Origin of the sequence: Synechococcus sp. BMK-MC-1, assembly GCF_014279955.1 — a bacterium.
Taxonomy (GTDB): Bacteria; Cyanobacteriota; Cyanobacteriia; order PCC-6307; family Cyanobiaceae; genus Synechococcus_C.
This window is the reverse complement of the sequence record NZ_CP047939.1, coordinates 1,662,648-1,685,865: the sequence shown is the minus strand read 5'-3', so window position 1 is coordinate 1,685,865 and position 23,218 is coordinate 1,662,648. Positions and strand designations below refer to the sequence as shown.

The window sequence follows — 23,218 nt, the reverse complement described above, 5'->3', positions numbered from 1 at the left end:
ACGGGCAAGAGGGACGGTTGGAGATCCGGAATCGCTTCAGGACACTTGCTCGTGCTTGCGTCCCAAGCGACAGAGCTCGTTGCTGTGGGAGGGGGATTCAACGACCCTGAGCGCGCGCACCAGCTCATCGAGATCGTTGCGATCGAGTTCTCCGTTGGTCTGCCACTGCATTGATCGTGGATCTGGACGGGATGCAGGGGCCAAGACTGTTGCTTAGTAGTGATTTAAACCTATCGATGTCATGCGCTTTTTTCGCGTTTCATGACATCGATTCTGCGGAAGATTTCCTTAAACCTGATCAGAGATGTTGGAGATTGGGATAGGCCGTCACCAGCTCATCGGCGCTGAGCACGTCGCCGGCACCGTCGGGTTGCCAGATCACCTCGAGAGCGATGAGATCGCTCGATGCGGTTGATCCCAGGATGCGCAAGGTTTCACGCAGGTCCTCGCCGTTGTCGGCTTTCTTGAGAGTCACGGAGCGGCGGCTCGCCACCAGGAGCGTCACCACGATGAATTCATTGGTGGCGTCGGCATCCCCGCGGCTCGCGATCGTGTCAACGTTCGAGCGCACGCCGCCCACGTTGGTGGTGAGCTCTTCACGCAGCTTGCTGCGCTCGGTCATCGAGAGACGATTGAACGTGGATTCAGCGGCGTTGAAAGGAACGCTGCCCGATTCGGCATTGGCGTAAACCCAAAGATCCGGCTGACGCAAAAGGGCCAGCGTGGTGTCTTGGAGCACCCGCTGCAGGCCGCTGGAGGAGCTGGTATCTGCCGAGGAGGCCAGAGCGCGCAGATCGCTTTGCAGATCTTTGGCGCTGGCCAGAAGGCCGATCTGCAGTTGCAACAGCGATACCGGACCCATGGGGATCTCCCGGGGGCCGTCGCTCCCACCGATTCCACCGCCGAGGGCCGGGCGTCCGCCGCCTCCGCGGACCGCATTCACCAGCACCCCGACAATCGCCATTAGCACGAGGAATCCCAGGAGGCCACCACCGCCGAAACCGAAGATCGGGATGATGAAGGGGAAGCCGAAACCACCGCCGTAGCCCCTGCCGTAGCCGCCGTTGTAGCCGCCCCTTACGCCACCGCCGTAACCACCGCTGCGGGGCATGCTGGGCGCCCGGAAGCTGCCGCCTCCGATCCGGCCACCACGGGCCGCTTCACTGGGAAGGGGAGACAGCAACAGAAGACCCACCAGCAGCACTGGCACCATCAGGCCCGAGAGCAAGCGATGGAGCGCACGGTTGGAAAGGCGGTTCGGCGAATGGGCCAAAACGACGTCAAAAACTGAGCTGATCCTAGGAACCACCTCCAACAATGGTGACGATCTCCAGGCTGTCACCGTCCTGAACGGGTTGGGTTCGCCAGCGTTCGGGCGTCAGGATCAGGCCATTGAATTCCACCACCACCAACCTGGGGTGATGCCCGAGGGCGTCGATGACCTGATCGAGATGGGTGAGGGCTCCATTGAGCTCCCGTGCCTCTCCATTCACGGTGAGTTGCATGGCGGATCGACGGTTCAGGTGAGCAGATCCAGCAGTTGCCGGCTGGCAGACGCCGGATCCTCTGACGCCATGATCGCGCTCACCACCGCCACACGCTGGGCGCCCGCCTCACGCACCCGCGGCAGGGTTGTGGCCGTGATCCCGCCAATGGCGAACCAGGGAATGCGGGCTGCTGCGCAGGCTTCCTTCACCCAGTTCAGTCCGGCGGGTTGGCGATCGGCTTTGGTGGCGGTGGCGAATACCGGCCCTACGCCCGCATAATCCGCCCCTTCCTGTTGCGCTGCCTCAAGCTGTGCCAGCGCATGGGTGCTGCGTCCGATCAGCTTCTCGTTGCCGAGAAGACGACGGGCCTCGTGCTGCGGCAGATCCTCCTGGCCGAGATGAACACCGTCGGCATTCACGAGCAGGGCGAGGTCGATGCGGTCATTCACGATGAACAGGGCGTTGTGCGCTCGGCAGAGCTGCGCCAGTTGCTGTGCCTCCTGAAGCCGCAGGCCATCGGAGCCGTGTTTGCGCCGGTACTGCACCAGGGTGACGCCTGACTCCAGGGCCGCCTTCACGTTGTGCATGAGCCGGTCAGGGTTGTCGTCGGCGCCGGGATCCGTGATCAGGCAAAGCTTGGCGTCAGCCAGCTGTTGCTGGCGACGGTTGTGCCCGCAGGCCTCAAGGATGCGCACCTCATGGTCGTAAAGCGCGTAGCGCACGGCGGCCGCCGTGCGGGCGAGAACGGCATCACCCGTGCGGGCGAATTCCTCGATCACCCGCAGGGCTTCCTGCACGCGGCTGGCGTTGGCCTTCACGATGGCGACGCTGTCGCTGCGGTTGTCCTGCGCCGGATGGCCCAACCCAGCCGCAGCGTCGGTGGCGGTGGAGCGGGCCTGTCGGTAAGCGTCGTCATGCAGCTGACCAAGCTGTTGACGCCAGTCCTTGAGTGGCACCACAAGGTCCTGACGATCGAGGCCAAACCGACACCAGTCTTCGATTACGCGCAGCCCCTCTCGGGCCCGATCGAGGTTGGCATCGATCAGCCTTGCCACACGCGAATCAGTGCTGGGGGCGACAGGCATCGATTCCATGGCACTCTGGGCAGGATCTCATGCCTAACGCGGCGATGGAGAACGGAGGATCGGACAGCACCATGAGCGTGCTGGTGTGGGGAATCATCCTGCTCGGAGGAATCGGTGTGTTCATCGTGTGGGGATTGGCGAACGCCTACCCGTCCTGAGCCCTGAGGGTGTCTCGGGCTGCATCGGCATCCCGTCCGATCTGGTTGCTGAGCTCTTCGAGCCCAGCAAATCGCTGTTGGCCGCGGAGACGCCGCACGGGTTCCACCTGGATCGAGCGACCCACGAGCTCCCGTTCCACATCGAGGAGATGCACCTCCACTGCTGAGGGGGAGCCGGGATCAATGGTGGGTTGGGGCCCGAGATTCATCACCGCCGGCAGCTGCGTGCCCTGGCCATCCACCCAGGCCCAGGCTGCATACACCCCGAGCCCGGGCAGGAACTTGCGGCCATCCACCTGCAGATTGGCCGTTGGCCAGCCCAAATCCCGACCCAGTCCCCGTCCGCGCACCACCTTTCCCTGGAAGCTGTAAGCACGGCCCAGCAGGGTGGCGGCCTGCTGCAACTCTCCCGCACTGAGCGCTGCGCGGATGCGGCTGCTGCTCATCCGGCCATCCCCGTCCTCCAGGATTGGCACCACACTCACCGTCACCCCAGCCGCCGAGGCCAGCCGCGCCAGGGTGTCGGTGTCCCCTTCACGGCCCCGGCCGAAACGGAAGTTGGCCCCCACGGCAATGTGCCGGGCCTGCAGCGTGGATAGCAGCACTTGATCCACGAAATCGGCGGCGCTCAGTTGCGCCAGTTGCTTGGTGAAAGGCACCAGCACCAGCTGTTCGACCCCCAGGGGCTCGAGCAGATGCAGTTTTTCATCCGGGAGATCGAGGCGAAGGCGTGGCTCTCCGTGCAGAACCTCCCGGGGGTGGGGCCAGAAACTGACCACGGTGGGATGGCCGCCTGCTGGGTTTGCCGTGATGGCCTCGATCACACGCCGGTGGCCGGCATGGAGACCATCGAAACTGCCCAGGGCGAGCGCAGTGGGCGTGCGGGCCTGCTGAGGTGCGCAGAGAGGGATCAACGGGCCGTGCACGGTGCGGTGGTTGGTGGCAAGTTTGGACGACAGACGACCAAGCCCGCATGGCCGACCGGCTCGATTTCCAGCTGCTGGCCCTCGGCCTGAAGCGAACAGCCTGGATTCGCTTCTGGATCCAGACCGCCCTCGGGGTGGTGGTGGTGGGGGTGCTGCTCTTCAACAACATCGGCGGCAGCCTGTCCCGGAACGCAGACCGTGCGGTGGGACTGAGTCCGGGCCTGTCCCTGACCACCCTGTCGTTTTTTGTGTTGTTGTTCAGCCTCTGGCAAGGCTGGCTGATCGTGCGCCTGGGGCGTGCCCTTGCCAGTGGTGTGCGCCCGAGTCGCGCCGAAGCCAGTCGCCTGATCAAGCGCGGGATCCTTGCTGATTTGCTGGGGCTGGTGCTGGCGGCGCTTGGCTATCAGTCGCTCGCTGGCGCCCTGTTTGTGCAGGCGTCCCAGCAGACGCCAGGGATCGCTATCGGTGGCCAGGGTGTTGCTGAAAACCTGGCGATCACCTCCCTGGAGATGCTCTCGGTTCTCAGCAACACGCAGGTGCTGTTCGCCCACCTGATTGGATTGCTGTTTTCGCTCTGGCTGCTGCAGCGGATCTACCGGACCCGCTGACCGTTGAGCTCCAGGCGAGGAAGACCGCCGAGGGGGCCACGCCAAAACAGCTCCGGTTGGATCGGTGTGAGCGAGGGGCTGTTGGCTTCAATCTGGGCTACATCCGTGGGCCAGTCCCGCGGGCCATCGCCGCCGGATTCCAGGTCTTCCACCACTTCCCCCGCAAGCCAGTAGTAGGTGCGGCCGCGGGGATCCTTGCGAGGGCTGAATTGCTCGTCGTAGCGGCGGATCGACAGGCGCGTCCAGCGCAGAGGTCCCATCACCTCAGGGCGGCAAGGGGGGATGTTCAAGTTGAGAAGCAGATTCTCAGGCCACTGATCACGCAGTGCGGCTGTGGCCACCTCCACCGCCAGGGCGGCAGCACCCTGGAAGTCGCGCCACTGGAAACAGGCACTGCTGATGGCCATTGACGGCAGCCCCTCGAGTGTTCCTTCCATCGCCGCAGCCACGGTGCCGGAACAGAACACGTCGGTTCCCAGATTCGGGCCGTGATTGATGCCGCTCAGCACCAGGTCCGGTGCCTCATCCATCAGTTCAAACAGAGCCAGTTTCATGCAGTCGGCGGGTGTGCCACTGCAGGCCCAGGCGCTGATGCCCGCATCGAACAGGCTGTCGGCTTTCTCGGCTCGAATCGGAGTCTGGAGCGTGAGTCCATGGCCGGTGGCGGAGCGCTCGCGATCGGGGCAAACCACAGTCACCTGGTGCCCTGCTGCTGCCGCAGCACCCGCCAGGGCACGGATGCCGTCGGCGAATACCCCGTCGTCATTGCTGATCAGGATCCGCAAGGGGGCCATGGAATCAAAAGTCGATGGGGCGAACCTAGTCGTGCTCACTGCTTACAGTCAGCTGCCGTCTTGTCAAAGCCGTGAGCGCCACCGTCACCCTGCAGCAGCTCACCGATCAGCTGGAGGCCCTTGAGGCCGAAGCGGCTGAGGCCATCGCTGCCGCTGCCGATGCCGAGGCCCTTGAGCAATTGCGGGTGGGTTTGCTCGGCAAGAAAGGTCGACTCTCCGGTGTGCTCGGCGCCATGGGCAAGTTGCCCGGCAACGAGCGGCCGCTGGTGGGTCAGCGCGCCAATGTGTTGAAAACCCAGGTGCAGTCGCTCCTGGGAGAGCGCCTTCTGGCTGTGAAACAGGCGGCGATGGAAGCGCGGATCGCCGCGGAAACCCTCGATGTCACCGCGCCTCCGCTGGGTGTTCCCATGGGGCATCGCCACCCCTTGATCAGCACCACTGAGGAGATCGTTGATCTGTTTTGCGGTCTTGGTTATCAGGTGGAGGAGGGCCCCGAAGTGGAGACCGACCATCACAATTTCACCGCCCTCAACATCCCTCCGGATCACCCGGCCCGGGACATGCAGGACACCTTCTATCTGAAAGACAACCTGCTGCTGCGCACACACACCTCACCGGTGCAGATCAGGCATCTGGAAACCAACCCACCACCGGTGCGCATCGTGGCCCCCGGGCGCGTGTACCGCCGCGATGCTGTGGATGCCACCCATTCTCCGGTGTTCCACCAGGTGGAGGTGTTGGCGATCGATGAAGGTTTGGATTTCAGCCATCTGCGCGGCACGGTGATGGCCTTCCTCAAGGCCTTTTTCGGCGATCTTCCGGTGCGGTTCCGTGCCAGTTACTTCCCGTTTACGGAGCCTTCAGCTGAGGTGGATGTGCAATGGCGGGGCCGCTGGCTTGAGGTGATGGGTTGCGGCATGGTGGATCCGGCGGTGCTCGAGGGCCTGGGGCTCGATCCGGAGCGCTGGAGCGGTTTTGCCGCTGGTCTTGGGGTGGAGCGTTTCTGCATGGTCCGCCATGGCATTGACGACATCCGCCGGCTCTACACCAGCGATCTGCGCTTCCTCGAGCAGTTCTGAGGCAAGGGCTGATCCTTAATAGGCGCATTTCGCTGAAGAGTGATGCCCGATCTCTGCGTTCTCTCCATGATCCGGGGAGACGTGATTCGGCTTGAGCGGTGTCTGTGCTTTCGGTGTTCGATGGTTCCGCGCGAGCCCTTGAGATCGTTCAGGTTCTCTCGAAGCATGAATGGGCGTTTCTCTCCCAGCTTCTGCGTCGTGGTGATGCCGAAGAGACCAGGCTTCCCTTGCCATCGGTGCTGTGCAACATCCTGACGGAGCTGGGACCGGTGTACGTGAAGCTGGGCCAGTTGCTCAGCACCCGTCCGGATCTGCTCGGTGAGGCCTACATCGAGGCCCTTAGTGATCTGCAGGCCAACGTGCCGCCAGTGCCCTGGGAGAGGGTGCGTCCCCAACTGGAAGAGCAGCTGAACAGCGAGGTCACGCAGGCCTTCAGAACGTTCGACCACGATCCGATTGCAGCTGGCAGTGTGGGGCAGGTGTATCGGGCGTCTCTGCAGGATGGAGTGCCGGTGGCCGTGAAGGTGCTGCGGCCAGGCATCGAGGCCCAGGTGGCTGAGGACGGCCGCTTGCTGCGCAAAATTGCCGCCTTGGCTTCAGCCACCGCGTTGGGGAGTCAGTACGACTTCGTCGGGCTGGCTGACCAGGTGCTGGATGCCTTGGGCCGAGAGCTGGATTTCCGCATCGAAGCTCAGAACACCCTGCGATTGGAGCGCTGCCTGGAGGCCTCTTCATTTGTTCCCGAGGGGCAGCTGCGCTTGCCCCAGGTGGTGCAGAACCTTTCCGGTCAGCGGGTGTTGGTGCTGGAGTGGATTGATGGTGACGCCATCCTCACGGACCAGGCGCGCCTCTCCCTCAGCCAGGGGCCGGGAGTTGGCCCTACCACCACGGCCCTGCTGGGTGCCTTTGTGGAGCAGTACTTCGTGGAGGGGTTTTTCCATGCCGATCCCCACCCTGGGAATCTGAAGGTGTTGAGCGATGGCAGCGTGGTGCTGCTCGATGCCGGCATGGTCGGCGTGTTCGACCCGCGCACTCGCAGCAATCTGTTGGATCTGGTGCTGGCCCTGATCAATCAGGATGGTGCCAGGGCCACCGATCTGCTGGAACAGATCGCTCCGGCAGCCCGCGGGGTGAAGGTGGACCGGCAACAACTCCAGCGCCAGCTGGATGCGTTGATAGCCAGCAGCTTCTCCAAACCCCTGGAAGAGCTCAATTTCGCCCTGTTTTTGGCCGACCTTCTGCAATTGGCGAACCGCACGGGTTTGCGCGTGCCCGGAACGCTTGGGCTGTTTGTGAAGTCGGTCACCAATTTGGAAGGTGTGGGCTGCTCGCTCAACCCTGCGTTCAGTTTCACCGGAGAAATGCAGCCCCTGGTGGCTCAACTGCTGGCGCGCTCGGTGATGCTGCCGCAGGAGCGTTTGATGCAGTTCGGCCTGGATCTGCGCAATTTTTCCCTTGAAGCGCCGCGTCAACTCAGTCAGCTGCTGCGGCGGTTCAGTAGTGATGAGCTGGTGTTTGCTCTGCAGCTTGAGGGGCTGGAGTCGTTGCGCGCCACGCTGGAGCGGCTGTCGCAGCGGGTGTCTCTGGCGATTCTGGTCGCCGCACTGCTGCTCAGCGCAACCCTGATGGCGTCCCTGGCACAGCAGGAATTGCTGCGCAATGTGAGTGAGGGATTGTTCATCGGCGCCACGCTTTTCGGGCTCTGGTTGATCGTGTCCCTGCTCCGCTCCAACCGCCGTTGATTGCCAGTGGATCAACAAACGTTTGCACCTGGGAACAGTCGGGGCTGCCTTCTCATAAAGTGAATCCGCTGTTGCGTGATGCGGTCGGTGCCCCGGGTTGGACTGATCGTCAATGACGGCAAGCCATTGGCGGTTGAGACCGCAACCACCATTCAGGCGCGCCTGGAGCGTGGCGGCCACGAGGTGGTGCGGGTGAGCAGCTCCGGCGGGATGGTGGGCTTCGCCAATCCCGACCAGCACCTGCGCATGCTCGGATACAACGCCTGTGTGCCGGAAGGTTTTGACCCTTCGATGGCCCTGGCGATCGTGCTCGGGGGAGATGGCACGGTGCTCTCGGCGGCGCGGCAGACAGCGCCGGTGGGCGTGCCGATCCTCACGATCAACACCGGGCACCTCGGCTTTTTGGCTGAGGCTTACCTCGATGATCTCGATCGGGCCCTGGATCAGGTGCTGACGCAGCAGTGGACGATTGAGGAGCGCGCCAATCTGGTGGTGAGCGTGATGCGCGGTGATCAACGCCGCTGGGAGGCTCTGTCTCTCAATGAAATGGCTCTGCACCGTGAACCGCTCACGAGCATGTGTCACTTCGAGATCGCCATCGGTCGCCATGCACCGGTGGATATCTCCGCGGATGGCGTCATTCTCTCCACTCCCACCGGATCCACTGCGTATGCCCTCAGCGCAGGTGGACCGGTGATCACGCCGGATTGTCCGGTGCTGCAACTCACGCCGATCGCTCCGCACTCGTTGGCGTCACGGGCTCTGGTGTTCAGCGATGCGGAGCCCGTGACCGTGTTTCCCGCCACGCCGGAACGGTTGATGATGGTGGTGGATGGCAGTGCCGGCTGTTATGTGTGGCCGGAAGACCGGGTGCTGATCCGGCGCAGCGACCATCCCGTTCGTTTCGTTCGGCTCACAGACCACGAGTTTTTCCAGGTGCTGCGCAACAAACTGGGCTGGGGACTGCCCCATGTGGCCAAGCCCGATCGCGCATGACTCTGCCTGCCCCGCTGACGCAAAAGAGAGAGCAACGCCCCTTGGTGCTGTTGCTGGGCCAGGAGGCTCTGGCCCTGGCGGACCGGCTTCTGGCCTCGGGCTACCAATCCCATGCGGGATTGGCTGGCAGCAGTGACGCGCCGGCGGCGGCCTTGGTGGGAGCGGATGCGATCGATCAGGTGGCCTCGCTCAGAGACCGCTTTGGCTCGATGCCGATCCTGATCGGCGTCAGCGAAGACACGATCGAGGCCCGTGAGGCCTGTTTCAGCTGCGGTGCCGATGATTTCTGGTTCACCACCAGTGGGGCCAGCGACCTGTTGCAGAGGCTGCGCCTGCACCTGGCGATTCAGGAGCGCAGTCAGATGCGTCGTCCGTTGCTGACGGTGGGTGACCTGAGTGTGGACATCAGCTGCCGGCAGGTTCGGCGTGGCCAGAGACCCATTGCCCTCACGGCCCGTGAATATGCCCTGCTGATGTTGCTGATGGAGGAGCGGGGCACGGTGGTGGGCCGCGACCGGATCCTGCGCGAGGTCTGGAACGACGAGCAGGGAGCCTCCAGCAATGTGATCGAGGTGTATGTGCGCTACCTGCGTCAGAAGCTGGAAGAGGGGGGGGACTCGCGGCTGATCCATACGATCCGTGGCCGCGGCTACTGCCTCAACGATGGTGCGCCAAGACTCGACCCCAGTTGATGGAGCTGCCACCACCACCGCAAACCCTGCCCATTGAGGCGCGCTGGTGCCTGCAGTCTCGGCCAAGGACCTGTATCGCCTTGGAAGTGGCCGATACACCCAGGGAACAGCAGCTCGGCTTGATGCAACGGACGGCGCTGCCGCCGCTGCGAGGCATGTGGTTCCCGGCCCGTCCGCCTCGCCCCCTGCGCTTCTGGATGTTGAACACCCTTGCGCCTCTCGATCTGGTGTTCGTACGGGACGGACAGGTGCTCGACATCGTCGCTGCTGTGCCCGTCTGCCGATCACTCCCCTGCCCGTCCTACTGGGCGGATGCCGATGGCAACGGGCGGGCGGATTTCGCCGATGGTGTGGTGGAGATCGGTGCGGGCGAAGCGGCGCGCCTGGGAATCAAGGTCGGCGCTCCTGTGGCCATCGAAGACGTTGATCACGAGAACGTGTCATTGCCGTAGCTTTTTCGTAACGCTTGCGTAACGTTGGTGTTCGTTTTGGCCTCAGCCAAAGAAGCCTTTGGATTGCAGGAACAGGCCGATGGCCAGCAGCGGCCCGAAGCCGGCGATCAGCACGGTGATCTTCATGCGTATCGGGGACACCTGTTTGTTCTTCTGAATCGACATGACGGCTGACGCTGTTCTCGGCCTGATTCTGAGGCTCAAGGCCGTGCATTCGTGCCTTTGAGGATCAGAACGGGATTCATCGGCGCCAGGCGGGTACCCTCGGCCAGAGGCTGACCGCGCCAGGTCTGTTGCTGGCTGATCTGCAGCTGCAGCCCAGCCTGCTCGAGCACTAACCGCAGTTCGGCCAGCGCCTCCAGGGTGGCCAGGGGGATCACCACCACACCGCCAGGCCTGAGGCGATCGATCACTCTCTTGAGCAGGGTTGCGCGTTGGCGTCCGCCTCCTCCCACAAGCACGCGATCAGGATCTGGAAGCTGAGGCAGCAGCGTCAGAGCATCCCCTTCCAGCACGGAGGCCGGAGCAACGCCGAGGCGTTGGGCATTGGCCTGGATCAACGCCCCGCCGCCGCTTCGTCGTTCGATCGCCATCAGCTGCAGCTGCGGGCGCAGGCGCAGGGCCTCCAGGCCCACACTCCCTGTTCCAGCCCCCAGATCCCAGAGCACGCCTTGCTCCGGCAGGTCGAGATCCGCGAGTAGCTGGATGCGCACCTCCCGTTTGGTCATCAGCCCGGGGCGGTCGTCGTGCTGCAGGTAGTCGCCATCGGCAATCCCAAACAATGGGAGAGCCTCTGGCGCGGATGCGGCGGGAGGTTGGGCCAGCAGCACAACCAGGTGCAGAGGATGAAGGTCATCCGGGCAAGGCTGGTTTGCTTCGAGGCACTGCACGCGTTCGTCGTGGTGACCGAGGGCTTCACACAGCCAGAGGCTGTAGCTGGGTTCGAGGCCGCTGCCGCGCAGAGTCGCGCGGACCTCTTCGACGCCTCCTCGGCCTGGATCGGTGAGCACCGCCAGGGAGGCTGGCCGTTTCTGCAACCGCTGGGCAAGAGAGCTGGGATCACGGCCGTGCAGGCTGATCCATTCGGCTCCCTGCCAGGGTCTGCCCAGGCGGGCGAAGGCCAGCTGCATGGAGGAGGGGGCTGGGTGGAAACGCAGCCGCTCGCTGCCCAGCCGCTCAATCAACACACGACCAATCCCGAACCAGAGAGGATCGCCACTGGCCAGCACCACAATCCGCAGGGTTGGCGCCAGGGGGCCGAGGGCGTCACTGAGGGCAATCGGGTCATCGCTGACCAAGCGCTGCTGGTCGTCGGCGCGACTGTCGAGCCAATCCACAAGCTGGGGCAGCAAGCGTTTTGGCGCTGCCACCAGGTCAGCGTTCTGCACCAGGCTTTGGTGCATCGGAGGTAGGGACGCAGGGGCGCCGGCGTCGGTCCCGATCACATCGATCATCACTTCATTGTGCTGATGGGTGCCCTTGGTGGCGCTGGTCCCAATCAGGCAAATCTCTGGTGGGAGGCCTTGCACTTAGCGGACTCGTTTTCAAACACTGGCTAGAGAGGGTTCGTGTTGAACCTTGGCAATGCCAGTGCGTCCTTTCGTCCGTCGCAGCTCCCTTGCGCTTTTGGCCTCAGCCATCACAGCAGGGGTGTTGGTGACCTCCTGCGGCAAGTCGGAGGAGAGCAAGACGGCTTCGACTGGCAGCGACTGTCCGAAAGCAGCGGTGGTTCAGGAGGGCACAACCGTGACACCGGTGACCAAAGCCAATTACGCCGTTGCCGAAACTGAAGTGATTCTGGCGGATTATGTCCGCAAGATCGCCAAGGGCACCTGCAGCGCTGGCGTTGGTGTGTTCCTCCACCAGCGCGCAGCCATGGATCCAAAAGAGCGCACCATCCTGCGCCCCAATTTCGACACCCTCTATTCCTTCGCGGTGCTCGATCTCGAGAGCCCCGCCACCGTGGTCCTTCCTGATACGGATCGCTACCAGATTCTCGAAGTCATCGATGATGAGCATTGGATTCCCCTGATCAGTGACAAACCAGGCCGTTATGAGTTGACCAAGGAGTCAGTTGGCAGTCGCTATGCCTTTGCTTTCGTGCGTACGCAGGTGAATGTGCAGGATCCAGAGGATCTCAAGAAAGCAGCTGCTGCGCAGGATGGGATCAAGCTTGAGCAAGCCAAGAAAGGTGAATTTGTCTCGAAGAAGAAATACGACATGAAGGAGATCCTTGCTTTGCGTGAGGATTACAACAAGCGTCGGGAACCTGAAGGTGTGACGTCAGAGATGGCGTTCGGAAAGAAGGGTGAATTGACAGAGGAATTGCGTAACTTTGGTGTTGCTGTTGGCTGGGGCGGCCTTCCCAAAGAGGGAGCCGTTTATCCCTTCCCCAAAGTGGTCAATTCAACTGAGCCTCACACGCTCACTTTGAAAGATGTTCCCAGTGATCCCCGTGCCTTCTGGTCAGTGACTGTCTATGACCAGAAGGGGTTTTCAACCGGTGAAAACTATAATGTTAACAGTGCGTTTGCCAAAAAGAATGGGAATGGAGAATATGTGATTCACTTGGGTGGAGATAAGAGCCAGGATAATTACCTTGATATCTATCCGGGTTGGAATGTTGCTCTGCGGATTTACTCGCCGACCGAGGCCTATTTCGATGGAAGTTGGACACCGCCTCAGCTTGAGCCTGCAAAGTAATTCATTGCTTTGATATGCATCTTTAAGTTTTTCATTGCCTTGAATTCATGGTCAAAAATTTTCCCAATTCTGCTGCTGCGGCCCTGCTTGGTGTCGCTCTGATCGCCGGTGGATGCGCTCAGACTAAAGCTCCCGATGCATCCTCTGATGCACAATCTGATGCAACAGCAAAAGCATCATCTCCATCGCAAGTGCCCAAGCCGGGGGATTGCCCGAAGCCTGCCGTTGAGATCCAAAGTGAAGAGGTTGTGCCCGTTACCAAGGCCAACTACGCCGCAGCAGAAACCCAAACCGTGATGGCCGCTTATGTGGGCAAAATTGCCAAGGCCACCTGCAGTGGAGGTGTGGGGGTGTTGTGGAACGACAGCAAGGCTGCTGATCCCAAGGATCGAACGGTGATCCGGATTAATTTCGATACCCTCTATTCCTGGTTGGTTCTTGATCTCAACAGCCCAGCCACGATCACATTGCCTGAAACGGGTGGTCGTTATCAGAGCGCCATGGTTGTGAATGATGAAGGGTATACCTATGTGCATCAAGATCCCGGTGAATACAAGCTCACCAAGGAGGCCGTTGGCAGTCGCTATGCAACGGTGGCCTTCCGTACCGGTGTGAACATTCAGGACCCAGCTGATGTTGCGAAGGCGCAGGCCTTGCAGGCCAAGCTTGCGGTGAAGCAGGCACAAAAAGGGACCTTCATTCAGCCCAACCAATGGAATAAGGAGCAAATGCTTGCCCTGCGCGCCGACTACAACAAGGAGCGCAACGAGAAGGGGATCCAGTCGGAGGCCTTGTATGGGCGGAAGGGAGTCGTCTCTCCTGAGCAGAACAATATGGGAGTCGCCGTTGGCATTGGTGGACTTCCCAAAGAGGGAGCGGTGTACCTCTTCTACACACCCACATCAACGGACCCACAGATACTCACCCTTAAAGATGTTCCCAATGGTGATAATGCCTTCTGGTCGTTGACTGTGTACGACAAGGAGGGCTTCCCCACGGGTGAGCCGTTCAATTTGAACAGTGCCTTTGCGAAAATGAATGACCAAGGTGAGGTTGTTGTTCACTTTGGTGGTGATGAAAACCAAGACAACTATCTTGCAATCTATCCAGGATGGAATGCCACCTTGCGCATCTACAAACCCAAGCCTGCCTATTTCGACGGTAGTTGGGAGCGGCCTGAATTGCAGTTAGCTCAATAGCTGGCTGGTTTCGTTTTGGTTGAGGGCCCCTCTTGATAGGGCCCTCAGCATCAGGACTTGAATGTTGCTGATCGGTCGCGCAGGCTTGCAGTGAAGGCGACAACACAGATGCCCCAGATCACTCCTTTCACGATGATCCCACTAACATCGTCAATCGGGTGATCAGGCCTAAAGGTAGCGCCTCTCAAGTAGGCCTCCAGATGAGCAAAGAAGGGTACAAACATTCCGCCTGCGCTGTATCCCCATGCCCCTGCGAGATACATGGAGGATTGGCTTCGTTTGGCCGTGCAGGCCGCGGCAGCCAGAAGTAACAAAATGCCTGAGCCATAGTCCTCAAGCATCGTTGTGGCGTTGATGGCGAAATAGTCGAGGCCTCGACGTGCAGTCTCGCCAAGGATGAAGATAGCTCCCATGGCATAGGCCATGGCTTGGGTTCCTTTCATGTTGAAGAGAAGTGCTTCTTAGGCTCAGTTTGCTCGCGCTGAACAGTTTGCGCTGGTCTTGTTTGGGAAAACTTGCGATTTTTGTCTGCACTGGTTGAGCTGTAAAGATTGAACAGATGGAACAACAGAGCTTTCCTTTGAAACCATTGCCCGAATGGGATCATGATTAAACGTTCCTTGACTGACGCCTCTGGAAGTTGTCCCTAACTTCCAAATAGTGAATTCTGTCTTCGGATGACCATGACGCGTCGGCTGAGTCCGGTTTTCAAAGGACTCTCCACTGTCACCCTTGCTGCTTTGCTCGCTGTGGGCTTTTCCAGTAAGGCTGGTGGAGGCAATCAGTCTTTGAATAAAGGCAGCGGTGATGTCCCTAAGGGGTATACATCGCCTATTCCGAAGGAGCTGATGACGCCGGATACGGTGAAAACCAGTGCCGGTACGTTCAACTTCTTTGATGGCATGCCCGATGCGGCCACTGCCAAGGCCAGCTTCGACAACCTCAAGTTCATCAGGGCTTATGAGACGTTCCTTACCTTGATGCCCGCGGCCAGCATCGAGATGTTGCGGGCTGGGCATGCCTCTCAGGGAGTGACGGATCACACCAAGGTCATGTTGATGGCCCCACTGAATTCAAACCCCCTCTTTCTCACGGGTAACACCGATACGGTGTATGGGTCCACCTTCTTCAATTTGAAGAATACAGGGCCGTTGGTGATCGAGATTCCGGCAGGTCTTGGCCCTGGCACCATCAATGATGCATTCTTCCGCTTCGTGGCTGATACCGGAGCTCCCGGGCCGGACAAGGGCAAAGGCGGTAAGTATCTGATCCTCGGCCCTGACGATAAGGAGCCTGAGAATACAGATGGTTATTTCGTTTTCCGCTCTCCCAGTTACTCCAATTGGTTGATTTTAAGAGCCTTTCTCGATGATGAGGGTAAGCCAGATCAGGCTGTTGCGAACTATAAGAAAGGCCTAAGGCTCTACCCGCTTTCGCAGAAAGATGACCCTCCAGCAATGACCTTTATTCAAGGAGGTGAAGGTGTATTTAATACGGTTCATGCGAATAATTTCCACTTCTTTGAAGAGCTCGACACTGTGATTCAGCGGGAGCCGATTAATCTGCTTGATCCTGAATTAAGAGGTTTGGCGTCATCGATTGGTCTGGAAAAAGGCAAGCCTTTTGCACCCAGCGCACAGGATCGAGAACTCCTGGAGGAGGCGGTACAGGTGGGAGTGGCTTATGTGCGCGCTGACATGGGCAAACCCCGCAACCCCGAGGTTTATTTCTACGAAGGTAAGCAGTGGTTCACACCGTTTGGTGGTGGGAGCTACGAATGGTTGATTGATGGCGGTAAAGGAGGTCGGAATCTCGACGCTCGCAATAATTTCTTCTGGGGATACACCGTCAACACGCCAGCGATGGTGCTGAAGATGGTGGGTGTTGGCTCCCAGTACGGGGTGGTGGCTACAGATTCCACTGGCGCCTATCTCGATGGCAGCAAGACCTACAAATTAACGGTTGAGGCCGATGTTCCGGCGAAGGATTTCTGGTCGATGGTTGTTTATGACCCTCAGACCCGGTCTGAGCTGCAGACCGATCAGCTTCTTCCCAGTAAGAACAGCAAGCGCAATCAAGACATGGTTGTGAATGCTGACGGAACCACTGATCTCTATTTCGGCCCCTCAGCGCCGAAAGGTATGGAAGCGAATTGGATTCAAACGGTTCCTGGTAAGGGCTGGTTCGCTGTCTTCCGTCTCTATGGCCCGCTTCAACCTTGGTTCGACAAAACCTGGCAGCTCAACGACATCGAGCAGGTCAAGTGAGCCCTGTCATTCCTGAAATTTCTCCCACCTTTCGCTCTCCCATGAAACGCTTCACCCGCCTTCAGCTTGTTCTCGCTTCCGCTCTGCTCGTAGCCGGAAGTGGGGTTGTTCTCAAAGCCAACAGCCTCATTCCCAAGGGCTACAACACGCCAATCCCTGGGGATGTGTTGACGCCGGATTCGGTTCAAACCCGAATCGGCACATTCAATTATTTCGATGGTTTCCCCGATGATGAAACCATGCGCAAGGCACGCCGTCAGGTCGACCTTGGCCGTGGTGTTCAGACATTCCTGAACTTCATTCCTGCAGCATCCCTCGAGATGCTCTATGTCGGTCACCGTGATGGCTATGGCTTGAAGCCGAATCGAGACATCGGGTTGTTCGAAGAGCTGATGAGCTCCACATCCCTCTGGCTCACTGGGAACACCGACACGGTGTACGCCTCAGCCTTTTTGGATCTCAGTGAAGGTCCTGTTGTGGTGGAAGTTCCCCCGGGTACAGGGCCTGGAACTGTCAATGATGCCTTCTTCCGTTTTGTTGTAGATATGGGCGGCCCTGGTCCAGATAAAGGCAAGGGCGGCAAGTATTTGATCCTTGGTCCTGGTCAGGAAGCTCCGGCTAGCACGGAGGGCTATTTCGTGGCCAGAACCCCGAGCAAGATCAACTGGCTGATCCTTCGGGGCTTCCTCGATCAGCAAGGCAAGCCCGATACAGCAAAAGCGGCATTCATGAATGGCCTCAAGGTGTATCCCTTCGCTGAAAGGAACAACCCGCCTGCCAACACGTTCACGAACCTTACCGGTTCAGACGTGAACACGATCCATGCCAATGACTTCAAGTTCTACGAAGAACTCAATGATGTGATCCAGCGTGAGCCCTCGGAGGTGTTCTCTCCTGAACTCCTGGGGATGGCTTCAGCAATCGGTATTCAAAAAGGGAAGCCGTTTAAGCCATCGAAGGAACAAAAAGCACTGCTGACTGAAGCAGTTGCCATCGGTAATGCCACGGCACGTTCGATTCTGTTTGCTCCGCAGGATCCCAAGGCCTATATCTATCCCGGTAAAGCCGGCTACTGGCAAACCGGCTTCCCAGGCGGAAACCATGACTATGTCGTCAATGGCGGCAAAGGTGGGCGTGACATGGATGGACGCACCCTGTTCTTCTATCTCGCCACAGTGAATACTCCGGCGATGGTGCTGGAACTTCCTGGTGTGGGTTCGCAGTACGCCTTCAGTTCTCGGGACAGTAGTGGTGCCTATCTGGATGGCTCCAAAACCTACAAACTCAACATCCCTGCCAATCCCCCTGCGAAGAGGTTCTGGTCGTTTGTTGTTTACGACCCGCAAACCCGCTCCATGTTGCAGAGCAAGGAGATGCCCTACCCCAGCAAAAACAACAAGCGCAATCCCGAGATGGCCAAGAATGCCGACGGCAGCATTGATCTGTATTTCGGCCCTGAAGCCCCTGCTGGCAAAGAGGCCAACTGGGTGAAGACGGTTCCAGGAAAGGGTTGGTTCGGCATCTTCCGTCTTTACGGGCCAGGTCAGGAGTGGTTTGACCGCTCCTGGAAGCTGGGAGCGATTGAAAAAACCTGACCATGGCAGGCATGGCTCTCCACTGACGTCATGCTCACGCTCTGACTGTTTCGCACACTTATCCAACGCAATGTCCTATGGCTCGATCTGTTGATGTGGTTGTGATTGGCGGTGGTTTCGCCGGAATCACAGCAGCCCGTGATCTGCAAAAACGGGGTTTCAATGTGCTCGTCTTGGAAGCCCGTGACCGCTTGGGTGGGCGCACCTGGAGTGCCGATCGCAATGGCTTTCATGTCGAGCTTGGCGGCACCTGGGTGCATTGGACCCAACCCTTCGTATGGGCCGAGAAGGAGCGTTATGGCCTCGAGGTGCAGGAGACTCCAGGCTGTGTTGCCGAGCGGGTGGCGATCAAGATTGACGGCCAGGTTCAGGAGCTGCAGGAGGCGCAGCTGGGTGAATTCGTGGAGGGTTTTCAACGCTTTTTCGCTGAAGCGAAGGGCGTTTGGGAGCGTCCCTACGACGTTCACCACTGCTGGGATGCGGTGTGTGAACGTGATGGCCTGACCGTTGCTGATCGTCTGAACGCACTTGATCTCACGCCCCTGCAGCGCACCAGCATTGGTGGATTTCTGGAGATCCTCTGCATGAATCAACCGCAGAATGGCTCCTATGTGGAGATGATGCGCTGCTGGTCGCTCACCGGTTGGAATTACGAGCTGTTCAACGACACCGCTGCCCGTTACAAGTTCACGCATGGCACGGGTGCTCTGGTGGAGGCGATGGTTGCTGACGGTGGGTTTGATGTGGCGTTGAATACGCCTGTCAGATCCGTTCAGCAATCCAGTGAGGGCGTTTGTGTCACCACAGAGTCGGGGGAACAGGTGATGGCCAAACGCGCCGTGGTGACCATTCCGTTGAATGTGCTGCACAGCGTGGAGTTTGAACCACCTCTTTCTGATGTGAAGTTGGAAGCCTCCCGGCTTAAGCACGTTGGCGGTGGATACAAAGTGTTTTTTGAAGTGGAAGGTGATCCTGGTGCGGTGATGACCTTGTCGCGTTCCACTGATTCACCGCTCATCGGCAGCTTTACCTACAAACGAGGAGAACAGCACTCCGTGCTGGCTGGTTTCAGTCTGGAATCTGGAGCTCTGGACAAGTCGGTTCAGGAGTGGCAAGTGGTGCTGGAGGAGTTCATCCCCGGCGTGAAGTTACTGTCCACGTTCGGGCACGACTGGGGTGCAGATAATCTGTCCCAAGGGAGTTGGGCGACCTACCGGCCTGGAACTGTGGCTCGTTTCAATGATGAATTGCCTCGTCAGGAAGGCCATGTCTTCTTTGCCTCTGGCGACCATGCCCAGGGATGGCGCGGATTCATTGAAGGAGCCATTGCCAGTGGCTCCCGCACGGCTGTGACGGTGGCTGAATCAATCAAATAGCCAGCGCAGGCCTAGGTTCACGCCGCTTTGATCAACGCTGTAGGAGTTGCCACCGCCTCCGGCGTAATCAAGGCCGAAATACTTGTAGGAAAGGGAGATCTGAGCTGAGTTCCCCAGGGCATAGGCAATGCCTGCCTGCGCGGTTCCACTCAGATCCTGCTCTCCGCTCAGACCGAATCCGCCTGCATCGAGGTAGGCAAAGGCTTGCCAGTCTTCACTGATGGCATAGGTGCCAAAGACACCAATCAGCGGTTGCGCCCAGGTGTTGCCGTAACTCTCACTTGAGGATTTCTTCAGCTCACGGGTTAGCTCTCTGTTGACGCGTCGTCCCTCTACGGAGAGGGTTGATTCGTTGTTCAGCGTGAAGTTGGTGCGAATGTTGGCATCGATGATTCGGGCTCCCACCAGGCCAATGAAACTGCTGCTGCCTTTCTCCATTCGTGGTTTTTGAATCGCTCCACCCCGGTACCGGAAGGCCAGATCGACGACTGTTTGATTGGCATCAACCTCCAGATCCAGATCGCCTTCGACGCGCAGAGTGCGTTTTCGAAGGCGACTCGGAAGATCCAGTCGGTTGCGTAAGGGGTTGCTGGTTTCGTTGTAGAAGGAAGCAGATTGGCTGTCTGACAGGCTGCCGTGGTACACACCGGCCATGAATCCGATGCGGCCGTACTCCACCTGGGCTTTAAAGGTGAGTGCCTCATCCAGTGTGTTGATGACATCCGACAGTGGAAGCGCTGAGTTCGTTCTGTTGCCATTCACCTCTGTGGTTGTGTAGGTGGTGGGCACCAAGAAGGCGTAGAGATCGAGATACACCCGCCAGGAGTCTTCCTCATCTTCCTGAGATTCTTCCTCACTGTCGACTGATTCAGCCTGGCTAAGCACCAGTGGTGTGCTGAGATCAGTTGCGTTCCCCTCGTCAGCAGTGCTTTCGTATTGTGGCTTCGCTGCAACCTCCACACTCAGGACGCTCAGCGTTGCAAGGAGGGCCAAGGGTAAAGCGCGCATTGCAGCAGAAGTTGAATCCTGCAAACGGTAGGGACGGTTTGGAGGTACTGCTTCTGAAAGTGATCCCATTTGTGCAGAATTATTCCTGTCGGTATTTGACCTTGCTGCCCAGCGACTCCCTTCGATGATTGTGGTTGCGGCGATGGCGCAACATCAAACACTGTGATGACTCTATTGACGGCTAACCTCAAACTGCTGCAGACTTATTCTGATCAATTGAGTCATTGGATTCAATTCATCGAGTTTGTTGAATCTTGTTATGAGCATGAGTGATGAGCGCGGTCAGATGGTTTTTATCCCTGCCGGGACGTATCGCGTCGGTTCAGAGTCTTTCTATCCAGAAGAGGCTCCAATTCGATCCATTCAATTGCAGTCGTTTGTGATCGATGTGGCGCCTGTCACGAATGCCGAGTTTGCTCGGTTTGTTGCCGATACCGGCTATCAGACGGTCTCTGAAAAGCCGCCTGATCCTGAGCTGTATCCCAACCTGCCTCCAGAGCAGCAACGTCCTGAATCGGCAGTCTTCACACCGCCTCCAGCGAGCGTCGATCGCAGCCAACCTCTTTCTTGGTGGGCCTTGGTGGAAGGTGCGGATTGGCGGCATCCCCAAGGACCAGATACCACCATCGACAATCTCATGGAACATCCGGTGGTGCATCTCGCTTATGAGGATGCAGTGGCTTATGCCGAATGGGCAGGAAAGCGCCTGCCAACGGCTGATGAATGGGAAGTGGCGGCTCGGGGCGGCCTCGTTGGGCAGGAGTATGCCTGGGGTTCGGATATGACCCCCAAAGGCCAGTGGTTAGCGAATGTCTGGCAAGGTCCGTTCCCTTGGATTAATGAGCAGACCGACGGCTGGTTCTGGACCTCTCCTGTCGGCAGTTTTCCTGCCAATGGCTACGGATTGGTCGATATGTGCGGCAACGTTTGGGAGTGGACGTCGACGTTGTTCCCTGTTCCAAAAGGAGAGCAGGAACGGCGGATCATCAAAGGCGGGTCGTTTTTGTGTGCAGAAAACTATTGCCATCGGTTCCGGCCGGCTGCATTGATGGGCCAGACAACGGACACCGCAACGTGTCACATGGGTTTTCGTTGCGCAGCCGATTCAGTTTGATCGCTGTTTCAGCTGATCGATGATCATCAACGCACCGAGCACGAGGTGCAAGGAAGCGGCCGCCAAAACCATGAGTCCACCCGAGATCGCCTTAGCAATTAGAACGAATAAGAGCAGAGCCGCGACAACGTTGTAGATCGTGACCCCTCGTTGTGCCGACATTGGACAGGGCTGGCTCCAGCAGGCCACGCCGAGTCCGATCAAGGCCAGACCATAGAGCTGGGCTAGATATGGTTCCGCGCCATTTGCTTGGGCTTGGAACAGCATCTCGAAGATGAAGCCCGGAAGCAAGAGCAGCGTTACGCCTGTGATCAGCTCTATAGCAGCAGCGATTCGATAAAGATTGAGTTGATCATGCATATGTGTGGTGTTGGAATGGTTGCTGCTTAATTCGTTAAAGATGACTATTTGGTGGGATCTTGTTGATGTTGACTATGGTGTTGGCGGATCCTGATTCGGTGGCTGATCCATCCAGGGCCAAGTAGGCCAAGCACGATGATTGTTAAAGAGGTAGTGAGTCTGCTTGAGAGCATTCGTGCCTCGTCTAGGCCTCCAAACACAAATCCGATGGCAACTAAGACACCGAATACGCCGGTAAAAGTTCCACTGAGTGCGCGAAGCATGTCCCCGATCGTGCGGCCTTCTACTGCGTCAGGGTTGATGCCAATGCGACTACCTGAAAAAAAGCCTGTAATCCCTAATATGATGACAAATACAAGGCGTTCCCACGGAGTATTGGCTGGACTAGTACCACTTTCGAGAACATTGTTGACCATCGTCGAAGCTGTGCCAAGGAAACTTCCTGTGCATAATCCGATGCCAGACCACCAGAGAATTGGTTTGCGTAAACGATTGCGTAGCCTGCTCAATGTGATTAACAAGCTGCAGCTTATGATTAAGGATGGGAATAATGGCGTTATCAGGGTGGTGAGATAACCAGCCGAGGCAGTGACGAATAGAGCCTGAATGTCAGCTCCTCGACGAGGCTTCAAAGTGAGCTCGGCTTCTTTCTTTAAATCAGTGTGCATGAATCTGCTGGTATGTTCTTCGCTTGGTCATGCTTGTGTTGTAGTTGCTTTGCGCCATTTCATGAATGGTGCAGTCCCAACTGCAGTAATGACGACGTAGCCCACAATCGCTGCTTTGAGATCGATGGCGTTGGGGGCCATGCCTTGAACGATGAGCAATGCAAGCCCTGGATTACGCATGGAAAGCACCAAGGGCAGTGTGCTGCGCTCGACTTGGTTATTTCCTGCTACGACATACCCAAGCCCAAGGCCGATCCAGGTGAGGATGAGCATCAGGAGTGCTCCTCTTAGGTTATCGATCAGCATTGGCGATACTTTCGGCAATGCCACGACCAGAATTAGGGTTAGGAGCACGAATAGAAGAATGTTGCTCAATTTCTGAACAATTGGATTCCAGCGTTCAGCCCAGTCTGCACACCAACGCCGCAATGACACGCCGAGGAGTAATGGAAAGAGTTGCACGGTGAAGACTTGACGAGCGACATCCTTGGCGTTGACGCTCCAGATGGTTTCGCCCGTTTCAGCTGGCAACTGAGAGATCCACAACGGAACGCTGATGATGGCAGCGCAAGCTGACCAGAATTGCAGCCTTGTTGCCAGTTCAGGGTTGTTCGCCAACTTCCTGCTCTTCAAGGCGATCATCGGGGCGCTCGGGCAGATTGCCATCAGCATCACTGCTGTTGCGATCGCTGGCGACAGCCCTTGTCCTATGGGGGTTTTTAGCAGCAGCCATGCTGCCAGGGGCATGGCTGCGCAGGTGGCGAGTAATACACGACCAATTAGAGCGGGTCTGTGTTTAAGTAAGTCAAATTGCAAGCTGGGCAGATTGAGTCCCAGAGACACCATGATGAAGAAAAGGGCCAGAGAAATCAGGATGGACATTGAAATAAGGGGGCTTCAGGAGTGATT

The 23,218-nt window shown here is 58.5% G+C and carries 26 protein-coding genes; 13 read left to right on the top strand and 13 right to left on the bottom strand.

From position 1 onward, the window contains the following. Window positions 1-36: 36 nt before the first annotated feature. The 4 genes from SynBMKMC1_RS09420 to SynBMKMC1_RS09405 all read right to left on the bottom strand — a co-directional run bounded on the left by SynBMKMC1_RS09420 (window position 37) and on the right by SynBMKMC1_RS09405 (window position 2,581). A complete protein-coding gene (locus tag SynBMKMC1_RS09420) occupies window positions 37-204 on the bottom strand; it encodes a hypothetical protein (RefSeq protein ID WP_186473497.1) in 168 nt (55 codons plus the stop codon). A 94-nt stretch (window positions 205-298) separates the two neighbouring features. Further along, complete coding sequence (locus tag SynBMKMC1_RS09415; RefSeq protein WP_186471542.1) at window positions 299-1,273, bottom strand: DUF1517 domain-containing protein; 975 nt, start codon at window positions 1,271-1,273, stop codon at window positions 299-301. Between the two features lie 25 nt (window positions 1,274-1,298). Next, entirely contained in the window at window positions 1,299-1,505 is a 207-nt protein-coding gene (thiS, locus tag SynBMKMC1_RS09410; protein WP_186471541.1) for a sulfur carrier protein ThiS, read from the bottom strand. A gap of 14 nt (window positions 1,506-1,519) precedes the next feature. Next, a complete protein-coding gene (locus SynBMKMC1_RS09405; protein ID WP_186471540.1) occupies window positions 1,520-2,581 on the bottom strand; it encodes a thiamine phosphate synthase in 1,062 nt (353 codons plus the stop codon). 20 nt (window positions 2,582-2,601) lie between these two features. On the opposite strand from SynBMKMC1_RS09405, the gene SynBMKMC1_RS14715 reads away from it, so the two are divergent. Continuing rightward, window positions 2,602-2,730, top strand: coding sequence for a hypothetical protein (locus SynBMKMC1_RS14715; protein WP_255486411.1), 129 nt, complete (start codon window positions 2,602-2,604; stop codon window positions 2,728-2,730). Here SynBMKMC1_RS14715 and SynBMKMC1_RS09400 read toward each other — a convergent pair. After that, window positions 2,718-3,644, bottom strand: coding sequence for a bifunctional riboflavin kinase/FAD synthetase (locus SynBMKMC1_RS09400; protein WP_186473412.1), 927 nt, complete (start codon window positions 3,642-3,644; stop codon window positions 2,718-2,720). The genes SynBMKMC1_RS14715 and SynBMKMC1_RS09400 overlap by 13 nt on opposite strands. A gap of 59 nt (window positions 3,645-3,703) precedes the next feature. Between SynBMKMC1_RS09400 and SynBMKMC1_RS09395 the strand changes: the two genes are divergently transcribed. Further along, entirely contained in the window at window positions 3,704-4,264 is a 561-nt protein-coding gene (locus tag SynBMKMC1_RS09395; RefSeq protein ID WP_011933612.1) for a DUF3611 family protein, read from the top strand. On the opposite strand, the gene surE is transcribed toward SynBMKMC1_RS09395, so the two are convergent. Then, window positions 4,249-5,058: a 5'/3'-nucleotidase SurE gene (gene surE / locus SynBMKMC1_RS09390; RefSeq protein WP_011933611.1), complete on the bottom strand. Its 810-nt coding sequence runs from the start codon at window positions 5,056-5,058 to the stop codon at window positions 4,249-4,251. The two genes, SynBMKMC1_RS09395 and surE, sit on opposite strands and share 16 nt — an antisense overlap. 71 nt (window positions 5,059-5,129) lie before the next feature. Between surE and pheS the strand changes: the two genes are divergently transcribed. The 5 genes from pheS to SynBMKMC1_RS09365 all read left to right on the top strand — a co-directional run bounded on the left by pheS (window position 5,130) and on the right by SynBMKMC1_RS09365 (window position 10,019). Then, window positions 5,130-6,137, top strand: coding sequence for a phenylalanine--tRNA ligase subunit alpha (pheS, locus tag SynBMKMC1_RS09385; protein ID WP_186471539.1), 1,008 nt, complete (start codon window positions 5,130-5,132; stop codon window positions 6,135-6,137). A 98-nt stretch (window positions 6,138-6,235) separates the two neighbouring features. Beyond that, window positions 6,236-7,879: an AarF/ABC1/UbiB kinase family protein gene (locus SynBMKMC1_RS09380; RefSeq protein ID WP_186471538.1), complete on the top strand. Its 1,644-nt coding sequence runs from the start codon at window positions 6,236-6,238 to the stop codon at window positions 7,877-7,879. An 87-nt stretch (window positions 7,880-7,966) separates the two neighbouring features. Next, window positions 7,967-8,875: an NAD(+) kinase gene (locus SynBMKMC1_RS09375; protein WP_186473411.1), complete on the top strand. Its 909-nt coding sequence runs from the start codon at window positions 7,967-7,969 to the stop codon at window positions 8,873-8,875. Continuing rightward, complete coding sequence (locus SynBMKMC1_RS09370; protein WP_186471537.1) at window positions 8,872-9,567, top strand: winged helix family transcriptional regulator; 696 nt, start codon at window positions 8,872-8,874, stop codon at window positions 9,565-9,567. Before SynBMKMC1_RS09375 ends, SynBMKMC1_RS09370 begins: the two co-directional genes overlap by 4 nt. Further along, window positions 9,567-10,019 carry a DUF192 domain-containing protein gene (locus SynBMKMC1_RS09365; protein WP_186471536.1) on the top strand — a complete coding sequence of 151 codons (453 nt, stop codon included), beginning with the start codon at window positions 9,567-9,569 and terminating at the stop codon, window positions 10,017-10,019. Before SynBMKMC1_RS09370 ends, SynBMKMC1_RS09365 begins: the two co-directional genes overlap by 1 nt. Window positions 10,020-10,061: 42 nt before the next feature. On the opposite strand, the gene SynBMKMC1_RS14710 is transcribed toward SynBMKMC1_RS09365, so the two are convergent. Together SynBMKMC1_RS14710 and cbiE are read right to left on the bottom strand one after the other, a co-directional pair. Further along, window positions 10,062-10,184: a hypothetical protein gene (locus SynBMKMC1_RS14710; RefSeq protein ID WP_255440098.1), complete on the bottom strand. Its 123-nt coding sequence runs from the start codon at window positions 10,182-10,184 to the stop codon at window positions 10,062-10,064. Window positions 10,185-10,219: 35 nt separating this feature from the next. Beyond that, the gene (gene cbiE, locus SynBMKMC1_RS09360) at window positions 10,220-11,473 is read right to left on the bottom strand and encodes a precorrin-6y C5,15-methyltransferase (decarboxylating) subunit CbiE (protein ID WP_186471535.1); all 1,254 of its coding nucleotides are present in this window, start codon (window positions 11,471-11,473) and stop codon (window positions 10,220-10,222) included. Between the two features lie 130 nt (window positions 11,474-11,603). On the opposite strand from cbiE, the gene SynBMKMC1_RS09355 reads away from it, so the two are divergent. Continuing rightward, complete coding sequence (locus SynBMKMC1_RS09355) at window positions 11,604-12,722, top strand: DUF1254 domain-containing protein (protein ID WP_186471534.1); 1,119 nt, start codon at window positions 11,604-11,606, stop codon at window positions 12,720-12,722. Window positions 12,723-12,769: 47 nt separating this feature from the next. Beyond that, complete coding sequence (locus tag SynBMKMC1_RS09350; protein ID WP_186471533.1) at window positions 12,770-13,921, top strand: DUF1254 domain-containing protein; 1,152 nt, start codon at window positions 12,770-12,772, stop codon at window positions 13,919-13,921. A 50-nt stretch (window positions 13,922-13,971) separates the two neighbouring features. Here the strand turns inward: SynBMKMC1_RS09350 and SynBMKMC1_RS09345 are convergent, their stop codons facing one another. Beyond that, window positions 13,972-14,364, bottom strand: a complete 393-nt coding sequence (locus tag SynBMKMC1_RS09345; RefSeq protein WP_186471532.1) for a hypothetical protein — start codon at window positions 14,362-14,364, stop codon at window positions 13,972-13,974. A 234-nt stretch (window positions 14,365-14,598) separates the two neighbouring features. Here SynBMKMC1_RS09345 and SynBMKMC1_RS09340 point away from each other — a divergent pair, with 234 nt between their 5' ends. The 3 genes from SynBMKMC1_RS09340 (at window position 14,599) to SynBMKMC1_RS09330 (ending at window position 19,159) form a co-directional block, all read left to right on the top strand. Further along, window positions 14,599-16,188 (top strand): DUF1254 domain-containing protein, encoded by a 1,590-nt coding sequence (locus SynBMKMC1_RS09340; RefSeq protein ID WP_186471531.1) that lies wholly within the window; start codon window positions 14,599-14,601, stop codon window positions 16,186-16,188. 41 nt (window positions 16,189-16,229) lie between these two features. After that, window positions 16,230-17,783, top strand: coding sequence for a DUF1254 domain-containing protein (locus tag SynBMKMC1_RS09335; RefSeq protein WP_186471530.1), 1,554 nt, complete (start codon window positions 16,230-16,232; stop codon window positions 17,781-17,783). 77 nt (window positions 17,784-17,860) lie between these two features. Further along, window positions 17,861-19,159 (top strand): NAD(P)/FAD-dependent oxidoreductase, encoded by a 1,299-nt coding sequence (locus SynBMKMC1_RS09330; RefSeq protein ID WP_186471529.1) that lies wholly within the window; start codon window positions 17,861-17,863, stop codon window positions 19,157-19,159. On the opposite strand, the gene SynBMKMC1_RS09325 is transcribed toward SynBMKMC1_RS09330, so the two are convergent. Then, window positions 19,148-20,044 carry a hypothetical protein gene (locus tag SynBMKMC1_RS09325; protein WP_255486150.1) on the bottom strand — a complete coding sequence of 299 codons (897 nt, stop codon included), beginning with the start codon at window positions 20,042-20,044 and terminating at the stop codon, window positions 19,148-19,150. The genes SynBMKMC1_RS09330 and SynBMKMC1_RS09325 overlap by 12 nt on opposite strands. A gap of 382 nt (window positions 20,045-20,426) precedes the next feature. Here SynBMKMC1_RS09325 and SynBMKMC1_RS09320 point away from each other — a divergent pair, with 382 nt between their 5' ends. Further along, complete coding sequence (locus tag SynBMKMC1_RS09320; RefSeq protein ID WP_370593913.1) at window positions 20,427-21,281, top strand: formylglycine-generating enzyme family protein; 855 nt, start codon at window positions 20,427-20,429, stop codon at window positions 21,279-21,281. Here the strand turns inward: SynBMKMC1_RS09320 and SynBMKMC1_RS09315 are convergent. The 3 genes from SynBMKMC1_RS09315 to SynBMKMC1_RS09305 are packed head-to-tail and all read right to left on the bottom strand — an operon-like array spanning window position 21,273 to window position 23,191. Continuing rightward, window positions 21,273-21,641, bottom strand: coding sequence for a hypothetical protein (locus SynBMKMC1_RS09315; RefSeq protein WP_186471526.1), 369 nt, complete (start codon window positions 21,639-21,641; stop codon window positions 21,273-21,275). The genes SynBMKMC1_RS09320 and SynBMKMC1_RS09315 overlap by 9 nt on opposite strands. Window positions 21,642-21,685: 44 nt before the next feature. Continuing rightward, window positions 21,686-22,309, bottom strand: coding sequence for a hypothetical protein (locus SynBMKMC1_RS09310; RefSeq protein ID WP_186471525.1), 624 nt, complete (start codon window positions 22,307-22,309; stop codon window positions 21,686-21,688). A gap of 27 nt (window positions 22,310-22,336) precedes the next feature. Further along, window positions 22,337-23,191 carry a bile acid:sodium symporter family protein gene (locus tag SynBMKMC1_RS09305; protein WP_186471524.1) on the bottom strand — a complete coding sequence of 285 codons (855 nt, stop codon included), beginning with the start codon at window positions 23,189-23,191 and terminating at the stop codon, window positions 22,337-22,339. Window positions 23,192-23,218 lie beyond the last annotated feature (27 nt).

Bases quoted from the DNA above. Each gene is read 5' to 3' on its own strand.
- thiS (WP_186471541.1), bottom strand. From the start codon at position 1,505: ATGCAACTCACCGTGAATGGAGAGGCACGGGAGCTCAATGGAGCCCTC.
- SynBMKMC1_RS09405 (WP_186471540.1), bottom strand. From the start codon at position 2,581: ATGGAATCGATGCCTGTCGCCCCCAGCACTGATTCGCGTGTGGCAAGG.
- SynBMKMC1_RS14715 (WP_255486411.1), top strand. From the start codon at position 2,602: ATGCCTAACGCGGCGATGGAGAACGGAGGATCGGACAGCACCATGAGC.
- SynBMKMC1_RS09395 (WP_011933612.1), top strand. From the start codon at position 3,704: ATGGCCGACCGGCTCGATTTCCAGCTGCTGGCCCTCGGCCTGAAGCGA.
- surE (WP_011933611.1), bottom strand. From the start codon at position 5,058: ATGGCCCCCTTGCGGATCCTGATCAGCAATGACGACGGGGTATTCGCC.
- SynBMKMC1_RS09370 (WP_186471537.1), top strand. From the start codon at position 8,872: ATGACTCTGCCTGCCCCGCTGACGCAAAAGAGAGAGCAACGCCCCTTG.
- SynBMKMC1_RS09365 (WP_186471536.1), top strand. From the start codon at position 9,567: ATGGAGCTGCCACCACCACCGCAAACCCTGCCCATTGAGGCGCGCTGG.
- SynBMKMC1_RS14710 (WP_255440098.1), bottom strand. From the start codon at position 10,184: ATGTCGATTCAGAAGAACAAACAGGTGTCCCCGATACGCATGAAGATC.
- cbiE (WP_186471535.1), bottom strand. From the start codon at position 11,473: ATGATCGATGTGATCGGGACCGACGCCGGCGCCCCTGCGTCCCTACCT.
- SynBMKMC1_RS09355 (WP_186471534.1), top strand. From the start codon at position 11,604: ATGCCAGTGCGTCCTTTCGTCCGTCGCAGCTCCCTTGCGCTTTTGGCC.
- SynBMKMC1_RS09350 (WP_186471533.1), top strand. From the start codon at position 12,770: ATGGTCAAAAATTTTCCCAATTCTGCTGCTGCGGCCCTGCTTGGTGTC.
- SynBMKMC1_RS09345 (WP_186471532.1), bottom strand. From the start codon at position 14,364: ATGAAAGGAACCCAAGCCATGGCCTATGCCATGGGAGCTATCTTCATC.
- SynBMKMC1_RS09340 (WP_186471531.1), top strand. From the start codon at position 14,599: ATGACCATGACGCGTCGGCTGAGTCCGGTTTTCAAAGGACTCTCCACT.
- SynBMKMC1_RS09335 (WP_186471530.1), top strand. From the start codon at position 16,230: ATGAAACGCTTCACCCGCCTTCAGCTTGTTCTCGCTTCCGCTCTGCTC.
- SynBMKMC1_RS09330 (WP_186471529.1), top strand. From the start codon at position 17,861: ATGGCTCGATCTGTTGATGTGGTTGTGATTGGCGGTGGTTTCGCCGGA.
- SynBMKMC1_RS09320 (WP_370593913.1), top strand. From the start codon at position 20,427: ATGAGCATGAGTGATGAGCGCGGTCAGATGGTTTTTATCCCTGCCGGG.
- SynBMKMC1_RS09315 (WP_186471526.1), bottom strand. From the start codon at position 21,641: ATGCATGATCAACTCAATCTTTATCGAATCGCTGCTGCTATAGAGCTG.
- SynBMKMC1_RS09310 (WP_186471525.1), bottom strand. From the start codon at position 22,309: ATGCACACTGATTTAAAGAAAGAAGCCGAGCTCACTTTGAAGCCTCGT.
- SynBMKMC1_RS09305 (WP_186471524.1), bottom strand. From the start codon at position 23,191: ATGTCCATCCTGATTTCTCTGGCCCTTTTCTTCATCATGGTGTCTCTG.